The sequence below is a fragment of the Streptomyces sp. NPDC001070 genome (genome assembly GCF_053598835.1).
In genome coordinates, this window is sequence record NZ_JBSFLB010000005.1 from 258,597 (window position 1) to 283,474 (window position 24,878).

The following is a 24,878-nucleotide window of genomic DNA, read 5'->3' on the forward strand; positions in this document are numbered from 1 at the left end:
AAAACTAGCGTCGTGGCCCGGAGGTGAGCCACACCATGACTGCCTGCGCCACCGAGACCACCACCGTGCGACGCGCCGGGTTCGCGATCGCCGCGGACGGCTCGTACGCCGCCTGCCTGGCCCAGGCGCCGGACGGGGACGACGGCTGGTATCCCGAGCGCTGGACGCTCGGCGGGCCCGAGCCGTACACCGTGCCGCTGCCCGGCAACCAGCCCGAGGAACAGTGCTCCGAGGTCCTTCCGCTGCCCGACGGCCGCGTGCTCATCCGCCGCCGGGTCGCCGACCGGTACGACCTCGCCCTGCTCTACCCGACCGGGCCCGGCACCGGCGAGCTGCTCGTGGGCTCGCTGCCGGGCGGTGACGCGGAGGCACGGCTGCTGCCGCCGGTCGCGTCGGGCGAGGCGTACGCGCTGACCTACGACCCGGCACGGGAGGTGTCGGCGGTGTGGCTCGTGCACGACGACCGCGACCTGCGGCCGCGCCGGCTGGTGGAGATCCCGGGCCGGTGCGCGGGCGGCGCCTGGCTGGACCGGGCGGGCCGGCTGCTCGCGCTCGACCGGGAGGTGGAGGGGACGGTCAAGACGGTCGCCGTCGATCTGGAACGGGCCGGGGCGGTCAGCCCGCTGCTGCAGATCACCGACGACAGCAACGACCGACTGCTGCTCGCGGAGCCGGACAGCGGGCTGCTGATAGTGCGCAGCGACGCCACGGGTGAGGACCGCATCGGCTGGGGCGTGCTGGGCAGCCGGCAGCCCATGCGGTTCGCCGAGTGCCTGCGCGTCCCGGACGCGGTGCTCACCCCGTTCGCCGCGCAGCCGGGCCAGGTGCTGATGCCCGAGGCGTGCGCGGTCGCGCTCCGCGCGGACGGCCCGCACGGCACGTCGCTGGCGGTGTGGCGGCCCGGGGAGCGCCGCGCCACCTGGCTGGCGGCCCCGGAGGGGTGGCTGGCCGGGGCCGGTCTGTGGTCGGCGCGGGGGGTGCTGCGCCTGCCGTACGCGTGCGCGCACTGCCCGTGCGGGACGGTGGAGTACGAGGCGCCGCCCGCGCTGCCCGTCCCGTCCGCGGCGGTGGGCGCGGGCGTGGCGGAGGGAAGTCCCTGGGACGTCCACGACGCGGCCAGGACCAGTCCCGTGCTGCCGTTGCAGAAGGCGCCGCTGGCCACGGGATCTTGAATCGGTAAACTCTTCCGGCGTTCCGCGCACCCTGCAAGCTATTCGACGGAGAGTCTCCTCATGTCCGATGCCCGACACGACACCGCCGCCGAGGCCCACCTCGAGGGCGGTTCCGCCGAGGGCCAGCACGCCGGCCGCCACCGCGGTACGGCTTCCGCCCAAGACGACAACGCCCAGGTGGTCGAGGCGCCGCACGGCCGCCACCGCCGCCCCTCCGGGCCGCCCGCCATGGAGGTCTGACGGGCCCCGCGCCCGTTTCAGCCCTCGTGGCGCAGGGCCAGGACGTCGGTGGCGGCGAAGGTGTCGCCCGGGTCACGGTCCGACCAGTACGGGGTGAGCACGTCGTCCAGTTCGTCGTAGGTGAAAGCCTCCTTGGCGGTGTCGAATTTCGCCGCGACGCGGGGGCGGTCCATCACCGCCACCATCCCGCCGTGCACGACGAAGAGCTGACCGGTGATCCGGTCGGCCGCCGGTGACGCCAAGTAGCCGACGAGCGGGGCGACATGCTCCACCGCCAGCGGGTCCGGCCCCTCCTCGGGCCGCCGCAGGCCCGCGAAGACGTCCTCGGTCATCCGCGTCCGCGCGCGGGGGCAGATGGCGTTGGCGCGTACTCCGTACCTGCCGAGGGCGGCCGCCGTCGACGAGGTCAGCCCGACGATGCCGCCCTTGGCGGCCGCGTAGTTGGGCTGGCCGGCCGAACCGGCGAGGAACGCCTCCGACGAGGTGTTGACGACGCGGCCGTAGACCGGGGCGCCGGCTGCCTTGGCGCGCTCGCGCCAGTGGGCGGCGGCGAACCGGATGGTGTTGAAGTGACCCTTGAGGTGGACCCGGACCACGGAGTCCCACTCCTCCTCGGTCATCGAGAAGACCATCCGGTCCCGGAGGATGCCGGCGTTGTTGACCAGGATGTCGAGGGCCCCGTACGTCTCGGCCGCGAGCCGGACGAGTTGTTCGGCCTGCGCGAAGTCGGCGACGTCGCCGTGGTGCGGGACGGCATGGCCGCCGGCCGCGGTGATCTCGGCGACGACCTCGTCCGCGGGGGTCGCCGACGCCTCGCCGGAGCCGTCACGGCCGGGCTGCCCGTAGTCGTTGACGACCACGTTGGCGCCCAGCCGCGCCAGTTCCAGCGCCTCGGCACGGCCCAGGCCGCGCCCGGCCCCGGTGACGACCGCCGTCCTGCCGTCCAGCACGCCCATGCCTTCTCCAGTCCCGGTGTCAGACCGCGATGCAGGTGCGCAGGGCCTCGCCGCTGCGCATCTGGTCGATGGCCTCGTTGATCTGGTCGAGTCGTACGCGGTGGGTGATGAGCCCCTCCAGGTCCACGCGCCCCGCGCGCCAGAGGCGGATGACGCGGTCGTAGGACCGCAGGACGTCGCCGCCGCCGTAGAGGGAGGGCAGGATGCGCTTCTCGTCGAAGAACAGCTCGAACATGTTGATCTGCAGGAGGTCGTCCATCGCCCCGGCGCCGACCACGCAGAGCGTCCCGCCGCGGCGGGTGGTCTCGTAGGCGGTACGGGCCGTCGCGCTGCGGCCGACGACCTCGAAGACGCAGTCGAAGCCCTCGCCCCCGGTGACGCGGGCTTTCGCTTCGCCCAGTTCCTCCGGCGCGACGGCGTCGGTCGCCCCGAAGCGCAGGGCCGCGTCGCGGCGGGACTCCACGGGGTCGACGGCGATGATCTCGGCGGCGCCGGAGGCACGGGCGCCCTGGATGACGCTGATGCCGACGCCGCCGCAGCCGATGACCGCGACCGAGGAACCGGGCGTGACCCGGGCGGTGTTGAGGGCGGCGCCGATCCCGGTCGTGACGCCGCAGCCGATGAGGGCGGCGATCTCGTACGGGAGGTCGTCGGGAATGGGCACGGCGCAGGGGGCGGCGACCACCACCTCCTCGGCGAAGGTGCCGGTGCCGGCGAAGCCGAAGACGTCCCCGGCGGGGCGGCGGAAGTTGGGTGTGCCGGCGTTCATGAAGCCGGCCAGGCACAGGTGGGACTGGCCGCGCCGGCAGGCCGGGCAGGCGCCGCAGGCCGGGAGCCAGCAGACCAGGACGCGGTCGCCGGCCTTGAGGCCCTCGACGCCCTCGCCGGTCTCGATGATCTCCCCGGCGCCCTCGTGGCCGGGGACGAAGGGCGCGGGCTGCGGCAGGACGCCGCTCATGGCGGACAGGTCGGAGTGGCACAGCCCGGTCGCCCGCAGCCGGATGCGCACCTTGCCCGGGCCGAAGCCCACCGCCTCGATGTCGTCGACGACCTCGAGCTTGTCCTGGCCTATCTCCTGCAGGAGCGCTGCGCGCATGGGTTGTCCCCTCTCCCCTCGGACTACGTGTGCTCGACGACGGTGTCGGCGAGGACCGGTGCGTCGTCCCGTTCGACGGCGGTCGCCGACACCTGGACGCGGCCCTCCTCGGACCACATCCGGATGCGCAGGGTCTCGCCGGGGAAGAAGACCCCGGCGAAGCGGGTGGAGCAGGCGCGTACGCGGCCGGCGTCGTCGCCGAGCAGGGTGTCGACGACGGCCTTGAGCGTGATGCCGTAGGAGCACAGGCCGTGCAGGATCGGCCGGTCGAAGCCCGCGTGCTTGGCGAACTCGGGGTCGGCGTGCAGGGGGTTCCAGTCGCCGGAGAGCCGGTAGAGCAGTGCCTGGTCCTCGCGGGTGGCTCGCTCGACGGTGCGATCGGGGGCCCGCTCGGGGCTCGCGGTACGGGCGGAGGGGCCGCGGTCGCCGCCGAAGCCGCCCTCGCCGCGGACGAAGATCTGCGCGTCGGAGGTCCACAGCGGGCCCTGGTCGTCGGCGACCTCACGGCGCAGCACGATGACGGCGGCCTTGCCCTTGTCGTACACGTCGGCGACGCGCGAGGTCTGCACGGCCCGGCCGCTGACGGGGAGCGGGCGGTGCACCTCGATGCGCTGCCCGCCGTGCAGTACGGCGGCGAGGTCGATCTCGATGCCGGGCAGGGACAGCCCGCCCCGCGCCTCCCCGGCGGCGACGGAGCCGCCGGCGACGGTGGCGAAGCTGGGCAGGACCTGCAGACCGGGCCCTTCCAGGGCGTAGTTGAGGGCGTTCGCGCCGAGGCCGAGGTGGTAGAGGATGACGTCCCTGTGGTCCCAGACGAGTTCGGCGCTGCGGGGTTCGGCCGAGGTGGCGGCGGCTACGTCGATCGGCATGTCCGGCGGCTCCTTCGCTGCGCGGTGGGCCCTGGCGCGGCCGTCCGCACCGTCGGCCCCGCCAGGGCGTGCACTAGAACGCGTTCTAGCCAGCCCATGTATAACGCATCGTCCGGGCGCTGGGAATAGCTGACGCATCGTCAGAGTAGCTTGGCGGCCGTGACATTTGTCCTGCCCGGTTCCGTACATTCCCCACTGACCCGGCCCGGGGCGCGCGCCGTAGTGTCGGTGCCATGACGACGACAGTGAGTTTCACCAGGGTGGTCAAGACGTTCGGCGCGGTACGCGCGGTGGACGGCGTCGACCTGGAGATCCTGCGGGGGGAGTCCGTCGCACTGCTCGGCCGCAACGGCGCGGGCAAGTCCACCGCGATCAGCCTGCTGCTCGGGCTCAACGAGCCCGACGACGGCGAGATCCGGCTCTTCGGCACCACCCCGCACGCGGCCGTGCGGGCCGGCCGGGTCGGCGCGATGCTGCAGGACGGCCGGCCGATCCCCCGCGTGACCGTGCGCGAACTGATCACCTTCGTTGCGCGCACCTACCCCGCCCCGATGCCCGTCGCCGAGGCCCTGGAACTGGCCGGCCTCACCGAGGTCGCCGGCCGCCGGGCCGACCGGCTCTCCGGCGGCCAGGCGCAGCGCGTCCGCTTCGCCGTGGCGCTGGCCGGCAATCCCGAACTCATCGTGCTGGACGAGCCCACCGCCGCCCTCGACGTCGAGGCCCGGCGCGCCTTCTGGGACTCGATGCGCGCGTACGCGGCCCGCGGCAACACCGTGCTGTTCTCCACCCACTACCTGGAGGAGGCGGACGAGAACGCCGACCGCATCGTGGTGATCGACCACGGTCGCGTCGTCGCCGACGACAGCGGCGAGCGCATCAAGCGCGCGGTCGGCGGCAACCTCGTCTCCTTCGACCTGGCCGGGGCCGCCACCGAGGGCCTGCGGCAACTGCCCGGGGTCGTCTCCGTCGAGGTCCGCGGCGACCGGGCCCTGCTGCGGTCCGCCGACTCCGACGCGACCGTCGTCGCGCTCGCCGACCGCGGCATGATCCGCGGCCTGGAGGTGACCGCGGCCAGCCTGGAGGACGCGTTCCTCTCCCTGACCTCGCAGTCCTCCGACGAGGACACCGCCCCCGTCACCGTCGCGGACACCGCCGCCCTCGCCGAGGAGACCGTCTGATGCTGCTCGCCTACGTCAAGCTGGAGATCCGCCGCACCCTGCGCGACGCCGCGTTCGTGGTCTTCGGCGTCGGCATGCCGGTCATGATGTACCTGCTCTTCACCAACCTCGGGGTCAGCGGCTCGGAGGAGGACAAGGCCGCCGCGCTGGCCGCCATGATCGGCATGGCCGCCTACGGCGCGCTGGGCTCGGCGGTGAGCACCGGATCGAGCGTCGCCGAGGACAAGGGCCTCGGCTGGCTGCGCCAGCTGCGGATCACCCCGATGTCGCCGCTGCTGGTCGTCACCGGCCGCTGCATCAGCGGCTCGATCACCGTACTGCCCTCGATCCTGGCCGTCCTGCTGGCCGGCGGGCTCGTCAACGGCGTGGAACTGGAGCCCTGGCAGTGGGCTGCCATCGGCGGCCTGCTCTGGGTCGGCACCGCCCCCTTCACCCTGCTCGGTCTCGGCAACGGCTACCGGCTGTCCGGCCAGACCACGGGCGTGGTGAACCTGGCGTGCAACCTGGGCCTGTCCGTCGTCGGCGGCCTGTGGATCCCCGCCTCCGTCTTCCCCGGGTGGCTGAAGGCGGTCTCCGAGTGGACCCCGTCCCACCGCTTCGGGCAGCTCGGCTGGAGCGTCGCGGACGGCGCGATCCCGCAGACCGGCACGATCGCCGTGCTCGCCGCGTGGACGGCAGTCTTCGGCGCGTACGCGGTGTACGCCTACCGCCGCTCGGCACGCACGACGTGAAGCACACCGGAACCGAACCGCACCGCGAACGAGAGCAGGGAACGGTCATGGCGATCACGACGGAGCCCCGGCGCCCGCTGCCGGCACGGATCTGGCACGAGTGGCGGCACCTGCGGGTGACCCGGACCTTCTCCGAGGAGATCGAGGACCTCAAGCCCCCGAACCGCTTCACCTTCCTGCCCTGGCTGCTGATGGGCGTGGGCGCCCTGTCCCACCTCCTGCAGGGCAAGGCCGCCAACCCCTGGCTCGGCGGCCTCGGCCTGCTGGCCTTCAACTCCCTCTACATCGGGGTCGTCTTCACCGCCTTCAACCCGCGTGCCGCGGCCGGGAAGGCGCCCCGGCTGTACCTGCTCGCGCTGGCCGCCGTCACCTACGCCCTCGCCATCGGCTACGGCGGCAGCTGGCTGGTGTTCTTCCCGCTGCTGTCGCTGGCCGTGGGGATCGTGGTGCGCGGCCGGCGGATGGGGCCCGTGCTCGTCGCCCTCGCGGTGTCCGCCGGGATCGTCTCCGGGCTGCGCAGCGGCGACATCTGGGACGGCGTGTCCATCGGGTACGGCAGCCTCATCTCGGGCCTGGTGACCGCGGCCATGCTCACCCTCTTCGACGCGGTGACCCAGCTGCGCGCCACCCGCCAGGAGCTGGCCCGCAACGCCGTGGCCGAGGAGCGGCTGCGCTTCTCCCGCGACCTGCACGACCTGCTCGGGCACACCCTCTCGGTGGTCGTCGTCAAGTCCGAGGCCGCCCGCCGGCTCGCCCCGCGCGACCTGGACGCGGCCCTCGCCCAGATCGCCGACATCGAGGCGGTCGGCCGCCAGGCCCTCACCGAGATCCGCGAGGCGGTCACCGGCTACCGCGAGGGCAGCCTCTCCACCGAACTGGACCGCGCCCGCTCGGCCCTGGCGGCAACCGGGATCGAGGTCGTCGTCAAGGAGTCCGGCCCGCCGCTGCCCCCGCAGACCGAGGCCCTGCTCGGCTGGGTGGTACGGGAAGGGGTCACCAACGTCGTACGGCACAGCGGGGCCACGACCTGCCGGATCGAACTCGCGGGCACCGACGGGCACGTACGGCTGCAGATCACCGACGACGGCCGCGGCGCAGGCTCGGCCCCCGGGTCGGGTTCCGGCCTGAAGGGGCTCACGGAGCGGCTGGCCGCGGCCGGCGGCTCCCTCGGTACCGGCCCGGGGCCGCGGGGCGGGTTCCGGGTGGTCGCCGAACTGCCGGTGGAGGAGGAGCAGCTGAGCTCCGGCGAAGCGGACCGAGCGTCCTGCCGTCCGCGGCCGGGCGCTGCCTGAGGTGGAGCGGTGGGAGCTTGTCAGGCCATGGCTCAGGCACCCGCCAGGCCGCGGAGAGCGGCCGTCACCAGGGGCCCGAGGGACGGCAGATGGTAGCCGCCCTCCTGGACCGCGACCGTGGGCAGGCCGAGGGAGCCCAGCAGGCGGCCGGTGCGGTGGTAGCCGTCCTCGGTGACCCGCAGCGGGCTTTCCGGATCGTCGGCGGCCGCGTCGACGCCGAGGGAGACCACCAGCGCCTGGGCCCCATGGGCCCGGGCCTCCTCGCACAGCCGGGCGACGGCCTCCAGCCAGCCCTGGTCGCCGGTGCCGGGGGCCAGCGGCAGGTTGCGGTTGGCGCCGGCGCCCGGGCCCGCCCCGCGTTCGCCGGCGTGGCCCAGGTAGTGCGGGAACCATCCGGCGGCCGGGTCGACGTGGACCGAGCCGTAGTGGACGTCGCCGCGCTCCCAGAAGACGGCCTGGGTTCCGTTGCCGTGGTGGGCGTCGACGTCGATCACCGCCACCCTCTCGAAGCCACGGGCACGCAGCGCCTCGGCGGCGATGGCGGCGTTGTTGAGGTAGCAGGAGCCCCCGTACCCGCCGGGGGTGGCGTGGTGGCCGGGGGGACGGGACAGCGCGTAGGTCAGCGGGGTATCCGGCCCGAGCAGGTGCACCGCGGTCAGCGCGGCGTCGGCGGCGGCCCGTACCGCCGGCCAGGTGCCGGGGCCGACCAGGGTCATGGTGTCGTAGCACCACTGCCCGACGCGGCCGTGCACTCCGTCGGCCGGGGTCGGGGACATGCCCGCGAGCATCGCGGCGGTGGGGAAGACATACGGGACCACCCGGTCCTGGCCGGCGAGTTCCGGCAACCCGGCCGCCACCCACTGCCGGTGCACCTCGCGCAGGTGGGCCAGCAGGCCGGGGTCGTGGACGGCGGTCAGCGGCTCGTCGCCGTGCGGGGCGGCCCGCACCAGCCGGACGCCGGCCCCCTCCAGTGCGGCGCGGATCACCGCCACCCGCTCCGGTACCTCGGCGGCCGGGGTCCGTACGCCCACCCATATCTCCGCACCCGGGTCGTGTTGGGCGCATTCATCCGACCACACCGCTGTGAGCTGCGCATTCATGGCGTGCATGATGGCAGCCATGAGTCGCGTACAGGAACTGGGAATCACCATCGGACTGCTGCCGAGCGGCCCCACGGCCTCGATCGTGGATGTGCCCGGCGTGGGGGTCGGACATGCCACGGTGGTACGGGACGAGCCCGCCCCGCCGGTGGGACGCGGCACCGCCCGCACCGGAGTGACCGTCATCGACCCGGGCGGCAGCGCCCCGCGCCGTCCGCTGCCGGCCGGTGCGGCGGTGCTCAACGGCGCCGGTGAGTGCACCGGGCTGCTGGCCGCGCGGGAGTGGGGGCTGCTGGAGTCCCCGGTGTTCCTCACCTCCACCATGCAGCTGGGCCGGGTGTACGACGCCGCCTGCGAGCTGCTGCTGGAGGAGGACGAGGGCATCGGCGACGACGTGGTGATCCCGGTGGTGGCCGAGTGCGACGACTCCTTCCTCAACGACGCCCGTCGTATGCAGGTGAGCCGTGAGGATGTCGCCGGGGCGCTGCGGGCGGCGCGGGCCTCGGGCGCGGCCGTGGGCGGGCGGCGGACGGCCCCGCCGGAGGGGGCGGTGGGCGCCGGCACGGGAATGTGCTGCCTGGGCTTCAAGGGCGGCATCGGTACGGCCTCCCGGGTGCTGCCGGACGGTCATGTGGTGGGCGTGCTGGCGATGACCAACTTCGGGGAGCGGGAGCGGCTCACCGTGGACGGCGTCCCGGTCGGGCGACTGCTGCCGCCGGCGCCGCCGGAGCGGGAGCTGCCCGGTCCGGCGGGCTCGTGCATCGTGGTGGTCGCCACGGACGGCCCGCTGGACTCCGCGGCCTGCGAACGCCTCGCCCGGCGGGCGGGACTGGGCCTGGCCAGGACGGGCTCCACGGCCCACCACGGCAGCGGCGAGATCTTCTTCGCCTTCGCCACCGGGCTGCGGACCGCTCGCGGGGAGTCCCCGGCCGGGACTCCGGCGTCGGGACGTGATCTGGACCCGTACTTCGCGGGGGCGGTGGAGGCCACCGAGGAGGCGGTGCTCAACTCTCTCTTCCAGGCGCGCACGGTGACCGGCCGGGAGGGTCGCGCCATGGAGGCGCTGCCGGTCGGGCCGACGCTGGAGCTGCTGCGGGCCGCCGGACGGCTGCCCTAGCGTCGGTGCGGCCCCGGTGCAGCCCCGCCGCCGCGCCGGCGGCGCATGGCCCCGGCCTGGGCGGAGCCGCTGACGCGGCAGCGCCTCGCCGGCCGCGTGGTTCGACCCGGGGCAGCGGCCGCTGCTCCGCACCCTGGTCCACTGCGGGACACCCGGCGCGGCGGTTCGGGAACCGGCCGGGGAACTGCCGGCTGAACACGGGCCCGCCGGCGCGCCGCGCCGGGGCGTGAGCGAGGACAGCCCCGTCGCGGTCTGCTCGGGCGGGTACAGCCCTCGCAGGTGCCGCTCGACCGCCCTGGCCCAACACCCTCGGCGGCACAACGCCCTGGCCCGCCGCGTTCGTGACCGGTTCCCGGGCTCGGCCGGCTACCGGTCGCCCGCGCGGGCGAAGGCGTCCAGGACGTAGGCGTAGACCTCCGCCTCGTAGCGGAGCCGGGAGTAGCGGCCGGCCGGGCCCGCGTGGGCGCCTTCGCCGGTCTCGACGCGGAACAGCACCGGGGCGCTGCGGTCGGGGTCGGCGGTGGCGCGCAGCCGGGCCACCCATTTCGCCGGTTCGTGCACCATCACCCGGGGATCGTGGACGGCGCCGGTGACCAGCAGCGGGGGGCGGCCCGCCGGGGGCGGCGGATTGTCGTACGGGGAGTAGGCGAGCATCCAGGCGAAGTCCTCGGGGCGGCGCGGATCACCCCACTCCTCCCACTCGTTGACGGTGAGCGGGATGTCCGCGTCGAGCATGGTGGTGACCACGTCGACGAAGGGCACCTCGGCGACGACGCAGGCCCAGCGCTGTGGCCGCATGCTGAACACGGCGCCCTGCAGCAGTCCCCCGGCGGACAGGCCGCGGGTGGCGATGCGGCGCCCGTCGACCAGGCCCTCGCCGTCCAGCCAATCGGCCACGGCCAGATGGTCGGTGAAGGTGTTCACCTTGCGGGCCAGGCGTCCGTCCTGCCACCAGGCGCGGCCGAGTTCGCCGCCGCCGCGGACATGGGCGTGGGCGAACACCACGCCGCGGTCGAGCAGGGCTGTCAGGGCCGGGTCGTACGCGGGTTCGTCCACGGCCTCGTAGGCGCCGTAGGCGTAGAGCAGGCAGGGGGCGGTGCCGTCGAGCGGGGTGTCGGCGCGCCGGGCGAGGGTGACCGGGACGAGGGTGCCGTCGGGGGCGGGGGCCCAGCGGCGTTCGGTGGCGTAGTCGCCCGGCCGGTGGCCGGGGGCTTCGGCGGCCTTGAGCAGGGTGCGGGCACCGGTGTCGAGGTCGACGGACCACCAGCGGGTGGGCTCGGTGCAGGAGCCGGTCTCCACGACGATCCCGGTGGTGTCGTAGAGGTGGTTGTGGACGGCGGCGATGCGGCCGGCGGGCAGTTCGGGGTGGAGTTCGTACGGTTCGGCGGCGGGGTCGAGCGGCACCACGCGCAGCATCGGGGAGCTGTCGCGGCGCAGGGTGAGGACCAGATGGCGGGCGAAGGCGTCGGCGCGAAGCAGGCGTTCGCCGGGGCGGGCCGGGTGCAGGGTGGCCCACCGGTCCGGCGCGGTCAGCGGGGCACTGACGAGTTGCGACTCGGGGGCGTCCCGGTCGGTGGTGACGACCAGGCGGTCGCGGGCGGCGTCGTGGTCGACCCGGTACTCGGTTCCAGGGGTGCGGCCCGCCACGGAACGGGGCACGCCGGTGGGGTCGGCGGCGTCCAGCAGCCAGGTCTCGGTGGTGTCGCGGGAGGCCGCGGTGAGGATGATCAGGGAGCCGGAGCGGGTGGCGGAGACGGTGAGTTCGAAGCGGGCGTCGTCCTCGCGCAGCACCGGCCGGTCGTCGGCCTCGGAGGTGCCCAGGCGGTGCAGCCGGACCTCGTGGGGGCGGTAGCGCGCGTCGGGGACGGTGTAGAGGAAGGCGGTGGAGTCGGCGGACCAGGCGCCGGTGTAGTAGCTGCGCCTGATCCGGTCGGGCAGGTCCCGACCGCTGGCCAGATCGCGGAAGCGCAGCTCGTAGACCTCCTCGCCGGTGGTGTCCACGGAGTACGCCAGGAAGTTGCCGCAGGGGCTGACCTCCCGGAGCCCGGTCTCCACGTACGAGGAGCCCTGGGCGAGCTCCTCTAGGTCGAGCAGTACATCCGGCGCGGACTGCGTGTCACATCCGTTGTCCCACCGCACAAGACGCTCGTGGTCGCTTCCGCGGGGTGTCTCGGTGCGGTAGACATGCCCGCCGAGTCGCCACTCCACCGACCGGTCGGCCTCCGCCACCCGGGCCGCCATGTCATTGAAGAGCGCGTCCCGCACAGGTGCGGTGTGCGCGGTCATCGCCTCGTAATGGGCGCGCTCCCGGACCAGGTGGGGGCCGGCCTCGCCACTGTCCCGCATCCAGTCGTACTCGTCGGGGCGCCGCACCCCGTGCAGGGTGCGCACCAGGGTGCCGCGCGGCGGGACCGGAGCGGTCGCGGGGGCGTGGATGTGCGGGTCGGCATGGGACATGGCCGGACGCTAGCACCGTGATCGTCCGCCGGACAGAGGGATCTACCCCTTGACCCGATCGATCGATCGACCGAGACTGTGGTCCGCCGAATCCCCGCCGCCCGGAGGATCCCTTGTCCCTTGCCGCAGCCCCGCTGTCCCGCCGCGCCCTGCGAGGGCTCGCCGCCGCCGCACTGACCACCGGACTGCTCCTCTCCCCCGGGACGGTCGCTTCGGTCGCGGCGGCGCCCCACTCCGCCACCAAGCCGGCGCATGCCACGACCTTCACCGTGGGCATCCTCTCCGACGTCGACTCGCTCAACCCGTTCACCGGGGTCGTCCAGGAGTCCTACGAGATGTGGGGGGTGACCTACGACCTGCTCATGGGCTGGAGCGACAAGGACTTCTCCCCCGTACCGGGGCTCGCCACCTCCTGGGAGGAGGCACCGGACGGCAAGAGCTGGACGTACAAGATCCGCTCCGGCGTCAAGTGGAGCGACGGCGTACCGCTGACCGCCAAGGACGCCGCGTACACCTTCAACCGGATCCTGGGCGGCGACTACGAGCAGAGCAACTACGGCAACTACGTCGCCAACATCACCAAGGCCGAGGCGCCGGACGACACCACCCTGGTGCTGCATGTCAAGCAGAGCAGCCCGATCATGAACCAGCTGTGGGTGCCGATCCTGCCCGAGCACATCTGGTCCAAGATCAGCGAAGAGAAGGTCAAGTCCTTCGCCAACGACCCGAAGGACGCGCCGGTCGTCGGCTCCGGGCCGTTCCGGCTGGTCGGCCGGCAGAAGGGCCAGAACATCCGCTTCGAGGCCAACACGTCCTACTGGGGCGGCCCTCCCAAGATCGGCAAGCTGACGTTCACCGTCTTCACCAACGCCGACGCCATGGCCGAGGCGCTCAAGCGGGGCGAGATCGACTACGCCTACGACCTGGAGAACAACGTCTTCCGGTCGCTCCAGGGCCAGCCCGGGATCACCACACGCTCGGCCGCCAACTCCAACTTCGACGAGATCTCCTTCAACAACGGAGCCGCGCTCGCCGACGGAACCCCCATCGGCAACGGCCACCCGGCACTGCGCGACAAGCGGGTCCGGCAGGCGATCTCGCACGCGATCGACCGCAAGACGCTGGTGGAGCGGGTGCTGGGCGGCCACGGCAGCCCGGCCGACACGGTCGTCCCGCCCGTGTACCAGCAGTTGCACTACGTGCCGGCCGCCGGCGAGCGGCAGGACTTCGACCTCGGTGCGGCGGGCAGGCTGCTGGACGAGGCGGGCTGGACGAAGGGCGCGGACGGTATCCGCGCCAAGGACGGCAAGCGGCTGAGCCTGCGGCTGTTCTCGCGCCAGGAGTCCAAGGAGTCCCAGAACACGGCCGAGTTCGTGAAGAAGTGGCTCGCCCGGATCGGCATCGAGGTCAAGGTCTCGGTGATCTCCGAGGACGCCCTCACCGAGCGCGTCGGCCAGGGCGACTTCGACATGTTCGAGTGGGGCTGGGGCGTCGAACCCGACCCCGACTACCAACTGTCCGTCTTCACCTGCGACAAGCGCAGCTACAAGGACGGCGGCGAGATCTACGCGGACCTCTCCGACTCCTTCTACTGCAACCCCGCCTACGACGCGCTCTACCAGCGGCAGGCCGTCGAGACCGACCGGGCCGAGCGCGCGAAGATCGTCAAGCAGATGCAGAAGCTGCTCTACGACGACGCCGCCTACGCGATGACGTACTACTACGACGACCTCGCCGCGTACCGCAGCGACCGCTGGACCGGTTTCGTGCCGCAGCCCGCGCCGAACGGACCCATCCTCTTCCAGATGGGCACCTACTCCTACCGGAACGTCCACCCGGTCTCGGCGCAGGCGGCCGAGACCGGAGGCGGCAACGCCGGGACCATGGTCGGCGTCGGCCTGGCCGCCGTGCTGGTGCTGGGCGCCGGCGGGACGATCGTCGCCCGGCGCCGGGACAAGAAGACCGCGGACGAGCGGGAGTAGCGCCGCGATGACCGCCGTCACGACCGTGGCCGAACGGGCCCCGGGGCGCCGCCTGCTCAGCGGCTACCCGGGGTACGCCCTGCGCAAGGTGGGCTGGGCCGGCGCGACCCTGTTCTTCGTCCTCTGCTTCAACTTCGTCCTGTTCCGGCTGCTGCCGGGCGACCCGATCGGCCTGTACACCCGGGGCCGGAACATGCCCAGGGAGCAGATCGCCGCGCTGCGCAGGCAGCTCAACCAGCCGGTGGGGCAGCAATTCCTGGACTACCTGTCCAACCCCTTCTCCTCCGCCATCAACTCGGTGCGTTTCAACCAGCCGGTGTGGCAGCTGGTCGGCGAGCGGGTGTGGCCGACCGTGCTGCTGGTCGGCACCAGCATCCTGCTCGCCTCGGTGGCGGGCATCTGGATCGGGATACGCAGCGGCTGGGAGCGCGGTTCGCTGTTCGACCGGGTCTCCACCGGCAGCACGCTCACCCTCTACGCCATGCCGGAGTTCTGGCTCGGCATGGTCCTGATGATCGCGCTGCCGTTCTTCCCCAGCCATGGGATGGCCTCCGACGGCACCGACACCGCCAGCCCGGCCGGCTGGCTGGACGTGATCTGGCACATGGCGCTCCCGGTGACCTCGCTGACGCTGGTCTACCTCGCCGAGTACGCCAGCATCATGCGGGCCTCGCTCGTGGACGAGCTGGGACAGGAGTATCTGACCCTGGCCCGCGCCAAGGGGTTGCGCGACGCACTGGTACGCCGGAACCACGCGGTGCCCAACGCGCTGCTGCCGACCATGACGCTAATCTTCCTGAACTTCGGCTTCGTCATCGGCGGCGCGATCACCGTGGAGAAGGTGTTCTCCTGGCCGGGGCTCGGCTGGCTGTCGTACCAGGCGTTGACCGGCCCGGACATCCCGCTGCTGCAGGCGGTGTTCCTGCTGTTCTCCATCGGGGTGATCGTGTGCACCCTGCTCGCCGACCTCCTCTACGCGGTCCTCGACCCCCGGGTGAGTGAGTCATGACCACTGCCGCCTCGATCGCCCGGACCCGACGCAAGGCCGCCCTGGCCCGGTTCTGGCGCGACTACCGGAGCCATCGCTCCGGCCTGGTGGGACTGGCGATCCTGGGCGTGTTCGTCCTGGTCGCGCTGCTCGCGCCGGTGCTCGCGGACCCCTCGGGACTCGACATCACCCAGGTGACCGCGGCCGGCCACCAGCCGCCGTCGCTCAGCCATCCGCTGGGCACCGACGAGAACGGCCGCTCGATCCTCACCCTGCTGATCCACGGCACCCGGATCTCGCTGCTGGTCGGCCTGGCAGCGACCGGGATCTCCATGGCCACGGGCACCGTGGTGGGCATCACCGCCGGCTTCTACGGCGGCCCGGTCCGGTCACTGCTGATGGGCCTCACCGACTGGTTCCTGGTCATCCCCTTCCTGCCGCTGGCGATCGTGCTGGCCACCGTGCTCGGGGCCTCGTTGTTCAACATCATCGTGGTGATCGGCATCACCTCCTGGCCCGGCACCGCGCGGCTGGTGTGCGCACAGACGCTGTCGGTACGCTCCCGCCCCTACCTGGAGCGGGCCAAGGCGCTGGGGGCCGGCGACTGGCACCAGATGTCCCGTCATGTGCTGCCCAACGTCATGCCGCTCGTGCTGGCCAACACGGTGCTGACGGTGTCCATCGCGATCCTGTCCGAGACCACGCTGTCCTTCCTGGGCCTCGGCGACCCGACCCAGGTCTCCTGGGGCTCCATCCTCGACCACGCCGACGGCACCGGGGCGATGTCCAGCGGCGAGTGGTGGTTCGTGCTGCCGCCCGGCATCTGCGTGGTCCTGGTCGTCCTGTCCTTCACGCTGATCGGGCGGACCCTGGAGAGCGTGCTCAACCCCCGGCTGCGGGAGGCGCGGTAGCCATGGCCCTGCTGGAACTGAAAGACCTCCGCGTCACCTATGACGCGGCCGAGGGCGAGGTACCCGCGGTGCGGGGTGTGGACCTGTCCGTGGACGCGGGCGAGGTCCTCGGGGTGGCCGGGGAGTCCGGCTGCGGCAAATCCACGCTCAGTCACGCGGTGCTGCGGCTGCTGCCGAAGAACGCCCGGGTGGGCGGGCAGGTGCTGCTGGACGGTGAGGACGTCCTGGGGATGTCCTTCGGCCGGCTGAGGGCGGTGCGCTGGGCGGAGACGTCCATCGTCTTCCAGGGAGCGCTGCACTCGCTGAACGCGGTGCACAGCATCGGTCGGCAGATCGCCGAACCGATCCTGCTGCACGAGCCCACCGCCACCCGGCGCGACGCCGAACGGCGGGTCGGCGAACTGCTGGAGCAGGTGGGACTGCCCGCGCGGCGCGCGGCAGCCCACCCCCATCAGCTCTCCGGCGGCCAGCGCCAGCGGGTGATGATCGCCCTGGCACTGGCCTGCCGGCCCCGCCTGGTGATCGCCGACGAACCGACCACGGCGCTGGACGTCATGGTGCAGGCGCAGGTGCTGCGGCTGCTGTCGGAACTGGTCCGCGACCTCGGACTGGGACTGGTGCTGATCAGTCACGATCTGTCGGTGCTCGGCAGTGTCTGCGACCGGGCGGCGGTGATGTACGCCGGGCAGGTGGTGGAGAGCGGTCCGGCCGCCGAGGTCTTCGACACCGCGCGGCACCCCTACAGCGCGGCTCTCGCCGGCGCCTTCCCGCGCATCGGCGACGAGCGGTTCCGCTTCGCGCCGAGCGGGCTGCCGGGCGATCCGCCCTTCCCGGCGGACCTCCCCGGTGGCTGTGCCTTCCATCCGCGCTGCCCGGTGGCACTTCCGGCGTGCGCCGGCACCGAGACAGCCCTGTCCCCGGTCGGCGACGGGCGCCTGTCGGCCTGTCTGCGCGCGGACGAGCCGGGACTTGACCTGCGAGGTGCGCGATGAGCGAGAAGACCATGACCGAGCCGGCCGCGGAGTCCGCCGGCCCGGGGCAGCAGGCCGCCGCGTTGGCCGCTTCGGGGCTGCGGGTCAGTTTCGGCAGGGCCCGCGCGGTCGACGGGGTGGACCTGGCCGTCGGCCGCGGAGAGATCGTGGCCCTGGTCGGGGAGTCCGGCTGCGGCAAGACCTCCCTGGCCCGGACGCTGCTGGGGCTGGTGCGCCCCTCCGGCGGGCAGATCAGCGTCGGCGGCGAGCCGCTCGGCTACGGCCGCAGGGCGCTGCGGGCGTTCCGCCGCGAGGTGCAGCTGGTGCTGCAGGACCCCAGCGGCTCGCTCAACCCCCGGCACACCGTGTACGACGCGGTGGCGGAGGGACTGCGGATCCACGGCGTCGAGGGGGACGAGCAGGAACTGGTCGCGGAGGCGCTGTCGCGGGCCGGGCTGCGCCCCGCCGAGCGCTTCTTCCTGCGCTATCCGCACGAGCTCTCCGGCGGGCAGCGGCAGCGGGTGGTGATCGCCGGCGCGTTGGTGCTCCAGCCGTCGGTGCTGGTCGCCGACGAGCCGGTCTCCTCGCTGGACGCGTCGGTGCGCGGCGAGATCCTCGCCCTGCTCCTGCGGCTGCGTCAGGAGCTGGGCCTGTCGGTGCTGGTGGTCACCCATGACCTGGGCCTGGCGTGGAACATCGCCGACCGGGTCGCGGTGATGTACCTGGGCCGGATCGTGGAGAGCGGACCCGCCGCCGAGGTGCTGTTGCGCCCCCGGCACCCGTACACCAAGGCGCTGCTCTCGGTGGTGCCCGAGGTGTCCGGGTCCGAGCCGACCGTGCTCACCGGGGAGACGCCCGACCCCGCTCGGATTCCCGCCGGCTGCCGCTTCCGGCCGCGCTGTCCCGCCTACGCCTCGGGCGAGGCGGAACGCGCGGGCGTCGCGGACCGCTGCCTCGGGGGCGAGCTCCCGGTGCTGCCGGCCGACGGGGCCCACCGGACCGCGTGCTTCCTGCCCTCCGCCGCCGGGGGCGGGTCATGAGCGACGTCGCCCGGATCTGCTCGGAGCTGATCCGGATCGACACCACCAACCACGGCGACGGCCGCGGACCCGGCGAGCGCAAGGCTGCCGAATACGTCGCCGGGCTGCTGGAGGCGGCCGGTGTCGAGCCCCTGCTGCTGGAGGCGGCCCCGGGGCGGACCAATGTGGTGGCCCGGATCCCCGGCCGGGATCCGGGCCGGGAGGCGCTGCTGGTCCACGGCCACCTGGACGTGGTGCCCGCCGACCCCGCCGACTGGGCGGTCCACCCGCTCTCCGGTGAGATCCGGGACGGCCAGGTGCACGGCCGGGGCGCGGTGGACATGAAGGGCACCTGCGCGATGACGCTGGCCCTGGTCCGCGCCTGGGCCGAACGCGGGGTACGGCCGGCGCGCGACATCGTGCTGGCCTTCACCGCCGACGAGGAGGCGACCGGCGAGTACGGCGCGTACTTCCTCGCCCGCGAACACCGGGAGTTGTTCGAGGGCTGCACCGAGGCGATCAGCGAGTCCGGCGGCTTCAGCGTCACCGCCGCCGGCGCGGACGGCGAACCGGTGCGGATCTACCCGGTGGCCACCGGCGAGCGCGGCATCGCCTGGATGCGGCTGACCGCGCAGGGCACCGCCGGGCACGGCTCCCGGCAGACGGCCGACAACGCCGTCGCCGAACTGTGCCACGCCCTGTCGCGGCTGGCCGCCCACCCCTGGCCGGTGCGGCTCACCCCTGCCGTACGGGCGCTGCTGGACGGGCTGGCCGAGGCACTGGGCACCACGCTCGACCACGACAGGCTGGACGCCGAGGCGGCGCGACTCGGCCAGGCCGGCGGTCTGTTCGCGCACGCGCTGCGCAACTCGGCCAACCCGACGGTGCTGTCCGCGGGCTACAAGGTCAACGTCATCCCGGGGACGGCGTCCGCGCAGGTCGACGGAAGGTTCCTGCCCGGCTTCCGGGACGAGTTCCTGGAGACCGTCGACCGGCTGCTGGGGCCCGGGGTGACCCGGGAGTTCCTCAACTTCGAGGACGCCGCCGACACCGGGCCGACCGGGGAGACCTTCTCCGCGATGTGCGCCGCGCTGGCCGCCGAGGACCCCGCGGCCCGCCCGGTGCCCTATGTGATGAGCGGCGGCACGGACGCCAAGGCCTTCGCCGGGCTCGGCATCCGCAGTTACGGGTTCGCCCCGCTGCTGCTGCCGCCGGAGCTGGACTACTGGGGCCTCTTCCACGGCGTCGACGAGCGGGTGCCGGTGGCGGCGCTGGAGTTCGGCGTGCGCGTGCTGGACCGCTTCCTCGCCGGGCGTGACCGCCCCGCCCCGGGCAGCGGGCGCCGCTGATCTCCCTCTCCAGGGCGGACCGGCGGCCGGAGGCCGTGGGTCCGGCCGCCCGACCGCCGGTCCGCATCCCGGGCGGGCGCCCTCAGTCCGCCGACGGCAGCCAGCGGTAGCGGGTCCACTGGTCGGCGGGAAAGGCGCCGATGCTGCGGTAGAAGGCGGCCGCGTCGTCGTTGCCGCGCATCACGTCCCATTCCACCCGGCCGCCGGTGCGGGCACGCAGTTCGGCGAGCAGGGCGCGGCCGAGGCCGTGACGGCGGTGCTCGCGGCGGATGTAGAGGTCCTCCAGCCAGATGCCGCTGCGGCCCGCCCAGGTGGAGAAGGTCGGGTACCACAGGGCTGCCCCGGCGACCGTCCCGGGCGTCGTGGGCGGCTCGGCGATCAGCGCCCTGACGGTCGGCTGGGGGCCGAACATGTGCTCTTCCAGTCCCTGGGGGGTCAGCGCGATCTGATCGGCGGCGCCCTCGTGAGCGGCGTGCTCGACCATCAGGGCGTGGATCTCCTTGACGTCGGCGGGGACGGCTTCGCGGATGGACACGGAGGACCTTTCGGGTTCGGCGGTTCAGGAACGCGTGGGCGGCAGGTCCAGCTGCCAGATCTCCTCGACCAGCTTCCGCCCGGGACCGATGTCGGTGACGAAGCCGGCCGACTGGACGCCGGCGGCGGCGCCGAGTGCGGCCAGGGCGATCCGGGCGTGGGTCCCGGCGATCTCGTCGAGGCCCAACGGACCGTCGGGCGCGTACCAGTCGGCCACCGCCGAGCACATCTGCAGCAGCGCGATCCGTACGACCGAGGGCTCGGGTACGGCGAAGACACCGCCGGCGCACCCGGCGGTGATGGTCTCGCGCCAGCGGTCCTCGTAGCGGTCGCGCAGTCGCACGGCGGCCTCGCGCTGCTCGGGCCCGAGGGCGCGCAGTTCGTGGTCGACCACGGCGGTCTCGCTGGGGTGCAGCGCGTGCGCCAGGACGTGGACGTGCACCAGCGCGGCGATCCGCTCCGCCGGGGCCGCGGTTCCCTCGGCGACCCGGTCGGCGGCGACGGACAGCCGTTCCAGGCTCTGCCGCATGATGGCGAAGAGCAACTCGTCCTTGGAACCCATGTAGTGGTAGAGCGTGGCGGAGGACAGCCCGGCCGCGTCGGCGAGTTCGCGGATGCCGGTGCCGTGGAAGCCCTTGGCCGCGAACAGCTCGACCGCGGCGCGCCACACCCGGCCCCGGGTGGCCTCCCGGTCTCCGGCGGCCGGTCGCGCGGCTGGTGTCCTGGGCATCCGCGGAACTCCTCTCAGGCGGTGACGGACAGGGTGAACCCCCTGCCCGACACGGTACCGAGACCCTTGACGGCGGTTTTCGACGTTCCCTACGTTACAGACTCGATCGATCGATCGACAGACGATCCGCCTCTCAGTTCCGTTCCGCACGAGGAGCCCAGTGAGCAGTCCGCCGCCCCCCGTCAGCTACGACCGCGCGGGGGAGATCGCCGTCATCCGCCTGGACCGCAGCCACCGGCTCAACGCCGTCGTCCCCGAACTCGTGGACGCCCTGGTGGAAGCGCTGCTGCGAGCCCGGCGGGAGGAGGTCCGCGCCGCCGTGCTGGCCGGCCGGGGGCGCGCGTTCTGCTCCGGACACGATCTGCGCGAGGAGCCGCACTCGGACGGGATCGAGGCGGCCCGCGCGCGCATCGACCGGATCCAGGAGATTACCCGGCAGATCCGGCGTTCCCCCTTCCCGGTGATCGCCGCGGTGCACGGCTACGCCCTCGGCGCGGGCTGCGAGTTCGCGCTCGGCTGCGATCTGGTGGTGGCGGGCGAGGACGCCTGGTTCGGCTTCCCGGAGACCTCCGTGGGGCTCAGCGTGACCGGCGGCATCTCCCGGCTGCTCACCGCCACCGTCGGTCCGCTCAAGGCGAAGGAACTGGTACTGCTCGGCGAGCGCTTCGACGCCGCCGAGGCGGCCCGGCTGGGCCTGGTGACCCGGCTGGTCAAGGCCGGCACCCATGAGGAGGAGGCGCTGGAGCTGGCCCGCACGCTGGCCGCCAAGCCGCCGTTCGCCCTGGCGCTGGCCAAACGCGCGCTGGACGCGGGACTGGACGGTACGATCGAGGCCGCCTTCGACCGGGAGACCGCGGACGCGCTGCTCACCCTGGCCAGCGGCGAGAGCGACGGCACGGACGCGGTCCTGTCCGGCCACGGGGAGGGGAGACTGTGACCACCACCCGGCCGCTGTCCCGACTGCTCCCCGAACAGGTCGAGGACCTGGACACCCTGGTACGCAGGGCCGCCGCCCGGTGGGGCGGCCGCCGCGCCTGGACCTTCGACGCCACCGGCGAGGAGCTGACCTTCCGCCAGATCGAACAGCGGGTGGCGCAGATCGCCGAGCGGCTGGCCGCCCTCGGGGTCGGGCGCGGCGACCGGGTCGCCCTGCTGCTGCGCAACCGCCCGGAGTTCCCGCTGACCTGGCTGGCGCTGGCCCGGCTGGGCGCGGCGATGGTGCCGGTCAACACCGGCTACCGCTGGCATGACGCCGGGCACCTGCTCACCGACTCCGGGGCCCGGCTGCTCGTGACGGACCACGAGTTCCTGGGCCTGGCCTCGGCGCTGAAGGACTCCGTGCCGACGCTGGCCCGGGTACTGGACATCGACAGCCCCTGGACGCCGGGGGCCGGGCTCCCGGACAGCGACTCACCCGCCCCCGAGGACCTCGCCAACGTCCAGTACACCTCGGGCACCACCGGCAAGCCCAAGGGCTGCCTGCTCCCCCACCGCTACTGGACGGTGCTGGCCGGCAGCATGGTGGACGAGTTCCCCCGGCTGCGGGACGACGACGTGATGCTCACGTCCCAGCCGTTCCACTACATCGATCCGCAGTGGAACGTCGCCGCCGCCCTGCTCAGCGGCGCCCGCCTGGTGGTGCTCGACCGCTTCCACCCCTCGACCTTCTGGGCCAAGGTCCGCGAATACGAGGTCACCTACTTCTACTGCCTCGGCCTGATGCCCGCGCTGCTGCTGCGCATGCCGGCCAACCCGCTGGACCGCTACCACCGGGTGCGCGCCGTGCAGTGCTCCGCCATCCCCCATCAGCTGCACCGGGCCCTGGAGGAGCGCTGGGGGGTGCCCTGGTACGAGGCCTTCGGGATGACCGAGACCGGCGCCGACCTGAGGGTGGGCGAGGCGGATCACGACGCCGCCGTCGGCAGCGGATGCGTCGGCAGACCGACCGCCCGGCGCGATGTGCGGATCGTGGACGATCAGGACCGCCCGGTGCCGCGCGGCCGCACCGGGGAGATCGTGCTGCGCGGGATCGGCCTGATGGACGGCTACCTCGGCCGGCCCGAGGCCACCGCCGAGGCCTTCCGCGACGGCTGGTTCCACACCGGTGACCTGGGCCGGATGGACGAGGAGGGCCGGGTCTACCACCTGGGCCGCACCAAGGACATGATCCGCCGCAGCGGCGAGAACGTCTCGGCCGCCGAGGTGGAGGAGGTGCTGCTGCTGCACCCGGCGGTGCACACCGCCGCGGTGGTGGCGGTGCCCGACGAGCTGCGGGGCGAGGAGGTCAAGGCGTACCTGGTGGCCGACCACGACCTGCTGGGGGGCGAGGACAAGGCCCCCGAGGAGCTGGCGGAGCACTGTCTGGAACGACTGGCCGCCTTCAAGGTGCCGCGTTTCTGGGAGTTCCGCGACGCCCTGCCGCTCACCGCCTCCGAGCGGGTGGCCAAGGGCGAGCTGCTCGCCGGCCCGGCGGGCGCGCGGACGTACGACCGCGTCGAACGGGCCTGGGGGTGACCGGATGCGCATCGACACCGTCCTGACCAATCTCACCGCCCTCACCCTCGACCCGGACCGCCCCCGCGCAGGGCGCATCGGCCTGCACCACGGGCGGATCGTGGCCCTCGACGAGGAGCTGGAGGGCGTGCGGGCGCACCGCACCGTGGACCTCGGCGGCGCCTGCGTCGTCCCCGGTTTCAACGACGCCCACAACCACATGGCCCTGTACGGCCTGTCCCGCTCCGAGCTGGACCTGTCCAGCCCGCCCCTGCGCACGCTCGAGGAGCTGTACGACGCGGTCGCCGAGCGGGCCCGCTCACTGCCCCCCGGCGGCTGGCTGGTCGGCTCCGGCTACGACCAGAACAAGATCGGCGGACACCCGCACCGGGAGGTGCTCGACCGGATCGCCCCCGGCCACAAGGTCTGGCTGAGGCACACCTCGGCGCACATGTGCGTGGTCAACTCCCGCGTCCTGGAGGAGATCGACACCTCCCGGGTGCCGTCCGGCGGGCGGATCGTGCCCGGCGCGGACGGCCTGCCCACCGGGCTGATCGAGGAGCAGGCCCAGCAACTGGTGCGCGACCTGGTCTATCCGTACTCCCTCGGGCAGCTGTCGGACGCCATCGCCCGGGCGAGCGAGGACTATCTGCGCGAGGGCATCACCTCCTGCACCGAGGCGGGCATCGGACTCGGCTGGATCGGGCACTCACCGATCGAGGCCGCCGCCTATCAGCGGGCCAGGGCGGAGGGCAGGCTCGGCGTACGGGTCCGGCTGATGGTCGGCACCGACACCCTGCACCCGGTCGGGCACCATGCCGAGGACACCGTCCGAACGGGACTGGACCTGGGGCTGCACACCGGCTTCGGCGACGACTGGCTGCGGCTGGGCGCGGTGAAGGTGTTCTCCGACGGCTCGTTGATCGGCCGTACCGCGGCCATGTGCTGCGACTTCCATGGAGAGCCGGGCAACCGCGGCTATCTGCAGTCCGGCGAGGAGGAGCTGCGGAGCCGGATCACCGCGGCCCACGCCGCCGGCTGGCAGGTGGCCACGCACGCCATCGGGGACCGGGCGATCGACGTGGTGCTCGACGCCTACGAGGAGGCGGCCCGCGCGTACCCCCGGACCGGGACCCGGCACCGCATCGAGCACTGCGGGGTCACCCGTCCCGACCAGCTGGCCCGGCTGCGCTCACTGGGCGTGATCCCGGTGCCGCAGGCGGCGTTCGTGGGGCGGCTCGGCGACGGGATGCGGTCGGCACTGGGGGCCGACCGGGTGGCCTGGTGCTACCGGCACCGCTCCTTCCTCGACGCCGGGCTGGCCGTACCCGGCAGCTCCGACCGCCCGATCGTGCCGGGGGCGCCCCTGCGCGGCATCCACGACATGGTCAACCGCCGCACCGAGAGCGGCGCGCCGTTCGGCCCGGAGGAGTCGGTGACGGCGCTGGAGGCGCTGGGCGCGTACACCCGGGGTTCGGCGTACGCGGAGTTCGCGGAGGACCGCAAGGGCGGCATCCGCCCGGGCATGCTGGCCGACCTGGCGGTCCTGGACGCGGACCCGACCGCGGTGGCCCCGGAGCGGATCGCGGGGACGACGGTGCTGGCCACCCTGGTCGAGGGCCGCTTCGGCTTCGACGGCGCGGGATTCGAAGCATAGGGAGGGCGGCGGACGGGCCTGTCCGCCGCCTACTCT

Annotated in this window: 22 protein-coding genes; 15 read left to right on the forward strand and 7 right to left on the reverse strand. The window is 73.4% G+C overall.

Annotation, left to right across the window (positions count from 1 at the left end; genetic code table 11):
- The first annotated feature begins 35 nt into the window (after nucleotides 1–35).
- Nucleotides 36–1,172 carry a hypothetical protein gene (locus ACWDAS_RS08810; RefSeq protein ID WP_450388151.1) on the forward strand — a complete coding sequence of 379 codons (1,137 nt, stop codon included), beginning with the start codon at nucleotides 36–38 and terminating at the stop codon, nucleotides 1,170–1,172.
- Between the two features lie 60 nt (nucleotides 1,173–1,232).
- Nucleotides 1,233–1,412 carry a hypothetical protein gene (locus tag ACWDAS_RS08815; RefSeq protein ID WP_450388152.1) on the forward strand — a complete coding sequence of 60 codons (180 nt, stop codon included), beginning with the start codon at nucleotides 1,233–1,235 and terminating at the stop codon, nucleotides 1,410–1,412.
- Nucleotides 1,413–1,429: 17 nt separating this feature from the next.
- Here ACWDAS_RS08815 and ACWDAS_RS08820 read toward each other — a convergent pair whose 3' ends face one another.
- The 3 genes from ACWDAS_RS08820 to ACWDAS_RS08830 are packed head-to-tail and all read right to left on the reverse strand — an operon-like array spanning nucleotide 1,430 to nucleotide 4,333.
- Complete coding sequence (locus ACWDAS_RS08820) at nucleotides 1,430–2,368, reverse strand: 3-oxoacyl-ACP reductase (RefSeq protein ID WP_450388153.1); 939 nt, start codon at nucleotides 2,366–2,368, stop codon at nucleotides 1,430–1,432.
- Nucleotides 2,369–2,387: 19 nt separating this feature from the next.
- The gene (locus ACWDAS_RS08825; protein WP_450388154.1) at nucleotides 2,388–3,464 is read right to left on the reverse strand and encodes a Zn-dependent alcohol dehydrogenase; all 1,077 of its coding nucleotides are present in this window, start codon (nucleotides 3,462–3,464) and stop codon (nucleotides 2,388–2,390) included.
- 23 nt (nucleotides 3,465–3,487) lie between these two features.
- Nucleotides 3,488–4,333: a MaoC/PaaZ C-terminal domain-containing protein gene (locus ACWDAS_RS08830; RefSeq protein ID WP_450388155.1), complete on the reverse strand. Its 846-nt coding sequence runs from the start codon at nucleotides 4,331–4,333 to the stop codon at nucleotides 3,488–3,490.
- 245 nt (nucleotides 4,334–4,578) lie between these two features.
- Here ACWDAS_RS08830 and ACWDAS_RS08835 point away from each other — a divergent pair, with 245 nt between their 5' ends.
- From ACWDAS_RS08835 to ACWDAS_RS08845, 3 genes are read left to right on the forward strand one after another with little or no spacing between them, the layout of a single operon-like run.
- Complete coding sequence (locus ACWDAS_RS08835; RefSeq protein ID WP_450388224.1) at nucleotides 4,579–5,511, forward strand: ABC transporter ATP-binding protein; 933 nt, start codon at nucleotides 4,579–4,581, stop codon at nucleotides 5,509–5,511.
- Nucleotides 5,511–6,242 (forward strand): ABC transporter permease, encoded by a 732-nt coding sequence (locus ACWDAS_RS08840; RefSeq protein WP_450388156.1) that lies wholly within the window; start codon nucleotides 5,511–5,513, stop codon nucleotides 6,240–6,242. Before ACWDAS_RS08835 ends, ACWDAS_RS08840 begins: the two co-directional genes overlap by 1 nt.
- Nucleotides 6,243–6,289: 47 nt before the next feature.
- A complete protein-coding gene (locus ACWDAS_RS08845; RefSeq protein ID WP_450388157.1) occupies nucleotides 6,290–7,534 on the forward strand; it encodes a sensor histidine kinase in 1,245 nt (414 codons plus the stop codon).
- 32 nt (nucleotides 7,535–7,566) lie between these two features.
- Here ACWDAS_RS08845 and ACWDAS_RS08850 read toward each other — a convergent pair whose 3' ends face one another.
- Complete coding sequence (locus ACWDAS_RS08850; protein ID WP_450388158.1) at nucleotides 7,567–8,634, reverse strand: hypothetical protein; 1,068 nt, start codon at nucleotides 8,632–8,634, stop codon at nucleotides 7,567–7,569.
- A gap of 19 nt (nucleotides 8,635–8,653) precedes the next feature.
- On the opposite strand from ACWDAS_RS08850, the gene ACWDAS_RS08855 reads away from it, so the two are divergent.
- Nucleotides 8,654–9,751 (forward strand): P1 family peptidase, encoded by a 1,098-nt coding sequence (locus ACWDAS_RS08855; RefSeq protein ID WP_450388159.1) that lies wholly within the window; start codon nucleotides 8,654–8,656, stop codon nucleotides 9,749–9,751.
- A 366-nt stretch (nucleotides 9,752–10,117) separates the two neighbouring features.
- On the opposite strand, the gene ACWDAS_RS08860 is transcribed toward ACWDAS_RS08855, so the two are convergent.
- A complete protein-coding gene (locus tag ACWDAS_RS08860) occupies nucleotides 10,118–12,208 on the reverse strand; it encodes a S9 family peptidase (protein ID WP_450388160.1) in 2,091 nt (696 codons plus the stop codon).
- A gap of 113 nt (nucleotides 12,209–12,321) precedes the next feature.
- Between ACWDAS_RS08860 and ACWDAS_RS08865 the strand changes: the two genes are divergently transcribed.
- The 6 genes from ACWDAS_RS08865 to ACWDAS_RS08890 are packed head-to-tail and all read left to right on the forward strand — an operon-like array spanning nucleotide 12,322 to nucleotide 19,428.
- Nucleotides 12,322–14,190 carry an ABC transporter substrate-binding protein gene (locus ACWDAS_RS08865; protein ID WP_450388161.1) on the forward strand — a complete coding sequence of 623 codons (1,869 nt, stop codon included), beginning with the start codon at nucleotides 12,322–12,324 and terminating at the stop codon, nucleotides 14,188–14,190.
- A 7-nt stretch (nucleotides 14,191–14,197) separates the two neighbouring features.
- Nucleotides 14,198–15,199 carry an ABC transporter permease gene (locus tag ACWDAS_RS08870; RefSeq protein WP_450388162.1) on the forward strand — a complete coding sequence of 334 codons (1,002 nt, stop codon included), beginning with the start codon at nucleotides 14,198–14,200 and terminating at the stop codon, nucleotides 15,197–15,199.
- Nucleotides 15,196–16,089, forward strand: a complete 894-nt coding sequence (locus ACWDAS_RS08875) for an ABC transporter permease (protein ID WP_450388163.1) — start codon at nucleotides 15,196–15,198, stop codon at nucleotides 16,087–16,089. Before ACWDAS_RS08870 ends, ACWDAS_RS08875 begins: the two co-directional genes overlap by 4 nt.
- A 2-nt stretch (nucleotides 16,090–16,091) precedes the next feature.
- Nucleotides 16,092–17,081, forward strand: coding sequence for an ABC transporter ATP-binding protein (locus tag ACWDAS_RS08880; RefSeq protein ID WP_450388164.1), 990 nt, complete (start codon nucleotides 16,092–16,094; stop codon nucleotides 17,079–17,081).
- A gap of 11 nt (nucleotides 17,082–17,092) precedes the next feature.
- Nucleotides 17,093–18,100 carry an ABC transporter ATP-binding protein gene (locus ACWDAS_RS08885; protein WP_450388225.1) on the forward strand — a complete coding sequence of 336 codons (1,008 nt, stop codon included), beginning with the start codon at nucleotides 17,093–17,095 and terminating at the stop codon, nucleotides 18,098–18,100.
- The gene (locus tag ACWDAS_RS08890) at nucleotides 18,097–19,428 is read left to right on the forward strand and encodes a M20/M25/M40 family metallo-hydrolase (protein ID WP_450388165.1); all 1,332 of its coding nucleotides are present in this window, start codon (nucleotides 18,097–18,099) and stop codon (nucleotides 19,426–19,428) included. The genes ACWDAS_RS08885 and ACWDAS_RS08890 overlap by 4 nt, the downstream gene beginning before the upstream one ends.
- An 82-nt stretch (nucleotides 19,429–19,510) precedes the next feature.
- Here ACWDAS_RS08890 and ACWDAS_RS08895 read toward each other — a convergent pair whose 3' ends face one another.
- Together ACWDAS_RS08895 and ACWDAS_RS08900 are read right to left on the reverse strand one after the other, a co-directional pair.
- Nucleotides 19,511–19,963 (reverse strand): N-acetyltransferase family protein, encoded by a 453-nt coding sequence (locus ACWDAS_RS08895; RefSeq protein WP_450388166.1) that lies wholly within the window; start codon nucleotides 19,961–19,963, stop codon nucleotides 19,511–19,513.
- A 24-nt stretch (nucleotides 19,964–19,987) separates the two neighbouring features.
- Nucleotides 19,988–20,692 (reverse strand): TetR/AcrR family transcriptional regulator, encoded by a 705-nt coding sequence (locus ACWDAS_RS08900; RefSeq protein ID WP_450388167.1) that lies wholly within the window; start codon nucleotides 20,690–20,692, stop codon nucleotides 19,988–19,990.
- 160 nt (nucleotides 20,693–20,852) lie between these two features.
- Here ACWDAS_RS08900 and ACWDAS_RS08905 point away from each other — a divergent pair, with 160 nt between their 5' ends.
- The 3 genes from ACWDAS_RS08905 to ACWDAS_RS08915 are packed head-to-tail and all read left to right on the forward strand — an operon-like array spanning nucleotide 20,853 to nucleotide 24,842.
- Complete coding sequence (locus ACWDAS_RS08905) at nucleotides 20,853–21,629, forward strand: enoyl-CoA hydratase/isomerase family protein (protein ID WP_450388168.1); 777 nt, start codon at nucleotides 20,853–20,855, stop codon at nucleotides 21,627–21,629.
- Entirely contained in the window at nucleotides 21,626–23,206 is a 1,581-nt protein-coding gene (locus tag ACWDAS_RS08910; protein ID WP_450388169.1) for an AMP-binding protein, read from the forward strand. Before ACWDAS_RS08905 ends, ACWDAS_RS08910 begins: the two co-directional genes overlap by 4 nt.
- Before the next feature lie 4 nt (nucleotides 23,207–23,210).
- Entirely contained in the window at nucleotides 23,211–24,842 is a 1,632-nt protein-coding gene (locus tag ACWDAS_RS08915; RefSeq protein ID WP_450388170.1) for an amidohydrolase, read from the forward strand.
- Nucleotides 24,843–24,878 lie beyond the last annotated feature (36 nt).